3 protein-coding genes are annotated in these 4,949 nt (G+C 63.5%); all 3 read right to left on the reverse strand.

All coding sequences use genetic code 11. The features are described from left to right. Window positions 1–350: hypothetical protein (locus ABSG20_RS29865; protein WP_423868057.1), on the reverse strand; the 350-nt coding region annotated here is incomplete at its 3' end. Next, on the reverse strand, window positions 347–2,698 hold the full coding sequence (locus ABSG20_RS29870) for a CHAT domain-containing protein (protein WP_423868058.1): 2,352 nt from the start codon (window positions 2,696–2,698) through the stop codon (window positions 347–349). The genes ABSG20_RS29865 and ABSG20_RS29870, both read right to left, overlap by 4 nt. A 24-nt stretch (window positions 2,699–2,722) precedes the next feature. Then, window positions 2,723–4,150 carry a hypothetical protein gene (locus ABSG20_RS29875; RefSeq protein ID WP_423868059.1) on the reverse strand — a complete coding sequence of 476 codons (1,428 nt, stop codon included), beginning with the start codon at window positions 4,148–4,150 and terminating at the stop codon, window positions 2,723–2,725. Window positions 4,151–4,949: the final 799 nt, after the last annotated feature.

The following is a 4,949-nucleotide window of genomic DNA, read 5'->3' on the forward strand; positions in this document are numbered from 1 at the left end:
GTGCGCAGCAACTCCGGCACGAGCTTCGGATTGTCCAAATAGCGTTTGAGAACCTTCGATCGCCCGGCGATGTTCATTCGGAATTCGTCGCCTTGGACATTCACCAGGTCCGCCCGTCGCATCGAATCGATCACGTCCGACAATTCCCGCGAGCCGGTTGGAAATCTGCACGCTTGCGCATTGGCCAGGCTCCAATGCGACACCAGGGCCGTCCATAGCTGGGTCTGCTCGGGAACGACGTTGTCCAGGGAGGGGGCGTCCATGCTCGCGCGGCGGGCGCGCGCAAGCTGAGACACCTGCCGGTCCAGATCCTCCATGGTACGCGGGCTGGCGCTTGATGCGTCGTTCACGGCGCGACCTCCCGCTTCCTCGCAAGCGTCTTCAGATCATCGTCGTCGTTGGCCTCGCGTAGAAGCGCCTTGTTCAGCACGGTTGGCCACTCGATGAGAATCTCGTCGATGTATTCCTGCACGGTTTCGTTTTTGAGATTGGACGGAACGCCCTTGGTGGCGCGATGTATTCCTTTGAAACAGAGGTTTATTTCGGCCGCGTTGAGGCCGGTCGCGAACGCCAGCGGCTTGGGCTGGCCGCTCTTCCGATTGTTTTCGCGGTACCGAAGAAGAAACAGCTTGTAGGCCAAACGGTCCTCGGGTGCCGTGAAGATGCTCAGGGGCAGATCTTCGACCCAGCTGTTCGCGACCCACCGCGTGATGTCGTCGAAGGCCGTCTTCTGCTCGGGGGTCGGCTTGGAAGAATAGGCTCCGACTACTCTGGTCTCGTTCGGTGCGCCGCGCAGGCCAGAGGGCCCGAGCAGAAGCTGGGTCAAGAACCCCGCCGCCTCGCCGTAGAGGTGGATGTCGTCCAAAAGCAGCACCAGTCGGGTCCGGTCGCCGCGCACCTGGGGAAGGCCGGCAAAGCGGCTGATGACGGCGTCGCGAAGCTTCAGCAGGTCGTGCCGGAATGCCTCGGCCAATGCCTCGCGATTGCCCGCCCCATTGATCGCGACGAGACTGGCCACTCGCTTGGGCAGATCCAGGCCCGGTTGCAAATTCTTCTTTATCCGTTCCAGCGCGGGAACGATCTCCCATCCCCAGTCGCGGTCGACACCGAAGTGCTGGGCGGTGTCGAGCGCGGCCGTCATGATGGCCTTCATCAGCTCGTCCTCCGTGTTCGGCATCTTGCGCAGCTTTTCGCCACTCAGCAGCACCGGCACGTGGCCGTCGCCGGCCATCTGGGTGGCGAACTCGTGCAGCAGCCAGGTGCGGCCATAACGGTCCCCCGGGGTCAGCTTTGATCGATCCTCCAGGTTCACCGATACCGCCAGCATCTGGAATTCACGCTTGTTGCGTGACGTCGTCTGCTGAACGCTGCGGTCGGCCATCAGCATGTCGTACCAATGAAAGAAATTCAGCCGGCCGCAGAAGGCCGGATAGTCTTCGTTTCTCGCGTAGGCGCCGGCCGCCTGGTAGAGCCGCTGCTCGAGCTCGAGCACTTCGTCGGGAATGCGCAGCCGCGTCTCCGTCAGGGTGTCCGCGAGCAGCAGGGTGGGAAGCGACCAGTCCACGCTCGAGCTCGGATCATCGGCGCTCTTGCCCATGATGCCGGCGCGTCGCCCCTCGGCGGCGGCCTGCGCGAATTCGTCCCCGTTCAGGAGGGCTTCGTAAAATCGTCGGGTGAACAGCCGGCAGGCCTGGTCAGAAACTTCTCCTGCCATTCCCACCACTACCGGAACCCCCATCTTGACGAACTCGACCGCAAGCGGCTGATCGAAAGAACCCGGCTGGTCGCGGTAGAGGTCCCCGGAGCTTGCGCTGAAGCACGCGTTGAGGACCACCATCTCGGGGAGCGACGTAGCCCCGTTGAACGACTGGCGCAGGTTCCATGCCCGCATTTCGAACGCTTCATTGGGTTTTTCGTCATGCATAAGGCGTAGAAAGGAGTGGCCATCGGCGTCCCACCCGCCATGACAGATGAAATGGACGACGTTCGGCTGGAACCATTTCAACGCCGCATCCAATTTGTTCGGGGTCGCATTGAGCAGCAGCTGCGACCGCAGCCGTGTATTGAGACCCGCGACTTGCAGGCTGCGGAGCAGGCCGACGAACTCGGCTCCGGGACTGATCACGTCGTAGGACAGCTCGCTGCCGACGACGAACAGCACGCGCGGGAGCCCCTTCAGCTCGCCGATCTGCCGGTCGATCCCGGCCACCCGCCGCGTGATCGCGATCTTTGCTTCGGCCGCGAGGAAGCGCTTCGGCCCGCGCAGGATCTCCCAGGGCAGTCGGTTGATGGCCCGGTCGCGATCCCGCCAGCCGATGGCAAGCTCCATCGGCTCGTCAGGACCGGCACGGTTCAAGAGCTCGCTCCAGATCTTGTCGCCGAGCAGACAGGCGAAGAGATAGCGGCCGAACCGCTCCACGCCCCCGGTGCCGGGCAGGCGCGCGAGAATCGAGCCGTAGGCCTTGGTCAGACTTGTGCAATCGGCGGAGGAACACAGGGCGAAGAGCGCGGCATCGGTCGGCGCCTCCTGCTGCAAGCGTGCGACCTCCGGTTCCGGCGGCAACGGAAAGGCCAGCGGTCCGCTGCCCGCCAGGCGCATGATCCGTGGAGCTTTGAGCAGAGCCGTGCCGCCCTCGCGGATCTGCACGGCCCAGCCGCCGCCATCCCCCAGAGCGTCAATGTCGAAGTCGAATCGCACGCTGATCCTCCACGCTTCTCGGCCTCATTCATCTGCTCGTTGCAGCAGCTGCTTCAGCAGGTCGGCTCCTGAGCCCTGGATGTTGACGGACGGCATCAACCGGGAGCGCGTTTTCTGCTCGCCGCTCCTGGCGATGTATTCCGTCGTTCTCGCTACCAGATTGGCGCGGCTTTCGGCGGCGGTGGCGCCGCCGGCGCGCCAACGGGCCCACGCCTGCAGTGATGCGCTGGCAAGATGGCGCGGGCGGTCCAGGCTGCGCTGCACTGGGGCGCCGGGTCGATCGATGTCTTGCGACAGTCGCTTCACCGTGCCGCCGTCCGCGAAGATGCCGGCCTCGACGCCGCACAGGCTTTGCAGCGTTCCTATGCCATCGCGCATCGGGCCGAGGACGAAGCCGGAGACTGGATCGACGGCGCTCCAGTCGCGCCTCGCCGCCGGGTCCGCGGCGGCGATGGCATCGAGGTCGAGTTCGCTCAGCGGGTCGCACCAGGATTCCCTGAGGCTGCCGGCAACCTTGCGGGCGCAAGCACGCATGAGCGCCAGACGAATAGCGGGCGAGGGGTATTCGGGCTTGCGCCTGACCATTTGATCGGGCCGGCTCCATTCCGCCTCGAGGATGCCGAGGATCGCCCAGGGTCCCATCATCATGATGGAGAAGGCGTCGGCGAAGATCTCCTCACCCCACTTGCTCCATTTATCGAGCTCGGACGGGTTGAGCTGGCCGGACTGGCCGGCGGCGTTACGCACGCCTGCCGCGAACCATGCGATCAGTTTGAGATCCTTCTGAACGAAATGGCCGACCTCGTGCGCCACATAGACCAGCCACCACGGCGAGGCGACGATCCACGGCGGCAGGCGCAGCAGCGCAACCGGCAGGTTCTTCATGAAACCCTGGAGAAATTCCAGGTCCGCAGTCATCATGAGGCTCGCCGGCGGGCGATCCGATTGCAGGGCGGCGGGCGAATACTCGGGTGCGACATATGCCAGTGGTGGCGGACTCGGCATCGGGCCCGCGTTGCCGAAGACGCGGCTGATCACCGGTCGGTAACAGCTCCAGACCACCTCGTCCGCCGCGCGAAGCACCGGGCGCTCTCTTCGGCCCTCGACACGTTGATCGAGCTTGTCTCGAAAGTACTGCCAGACGCGTTCCAGCCCGACGATGGCTTCATCGTATGCCCGGAAGGCGGAATAGAACGAAGCACTGTCGAGACCGGGTTCGCTATCGTCGATCTGCTTTTTCAGCGGTGCGATCGCCCCGGACAGGAGCGACTCGATCGCTTCCAGCTGGGACTTGTGGCGCCCGACATATTCTTGTCCGTCGCGGTCCATGTCGCGCTGCAGGCAAAGCCAGTCATTCATGGCGTCGGAGATGCGCTTGAGCTCCGCCTGCGTCTCTTGTTTCCGAATCTGATTTCGTACCTCGGTTGGCGAATACCGGTCCTGGTCGGGCACGTTCGGCCTCACGGTTTGTTTCTCAGCTTGCTCTACAGTTCGCCCGGCTCCTGAACGCGAGGGCGCAGATCAACGACCGCGGGGTTCCGGCCAAGGCCGGTCGGCAGCAAAGTTGCTTGAACCGGGTGATTTCGTCTTCGATGGCCATCTGCAAAAGCCCCTCCGACAACGGGCGATGTCAAACCGCTCTGCCGCGGCCGGAGCCGGTCCCGGCGCGACCAGGTGGTCGCAGCCATCGCGGCCGGCAGCTGCGTCAAGCGATGGAATTCTTCTCGCCGCTCCATCGCGCGCCACTGCGACCAAGCGGCCCGCTGATGCCTAGCATGGCTTTGAGCGCCGGTTTGTGAGCTGGTTCACATCGGCGCCGCGCCGGTCGTGGATTCACCGGAAAAGCTGCATGATTAATCTAAGGCGGGTCGCGCCGGCGGTTCGGGCGCGGCATTCCGTCAGGACGACACGGGCCCTCCGGACAGCGGCATGCGAAGCGATTGCCGCGATGATGAAGACATGCCGGTGATTTGCCCGACGTGTCAAACTTTCTCTTTTACGCCGAGCATTCGGACGAGGTCGCGCAAAAAAACACTTGCCCGACGGGCTGGATCTGGTGTGATTTGGGCTGTCAAGCCCTATATTAAAAAATATTTGTGTTTACTTTTTGTTCGAATCAGTTATAGTCAAACCCGTCTCGTTCCAGATGAGGGGCGTATCGCGATCGTCAGACACGCGGGATGAGATGCGGTGGACGCGGCAGCGTCGGGCGTGGCCAGGACATGGCAGGGCAGGATGTACATTGAGGTCG

The sequence above is a fragment of the Bradyrhizobium sp. genome, assembly GCF_049512235.1.
In the GTDB taxonomy this organism is placed as follows: domain Bacteria; phylum Pseudomonadota; class Alphaproteobacteria; order Rhizobiales; family Xanthobacteraceae; genus Bradyrhizobium.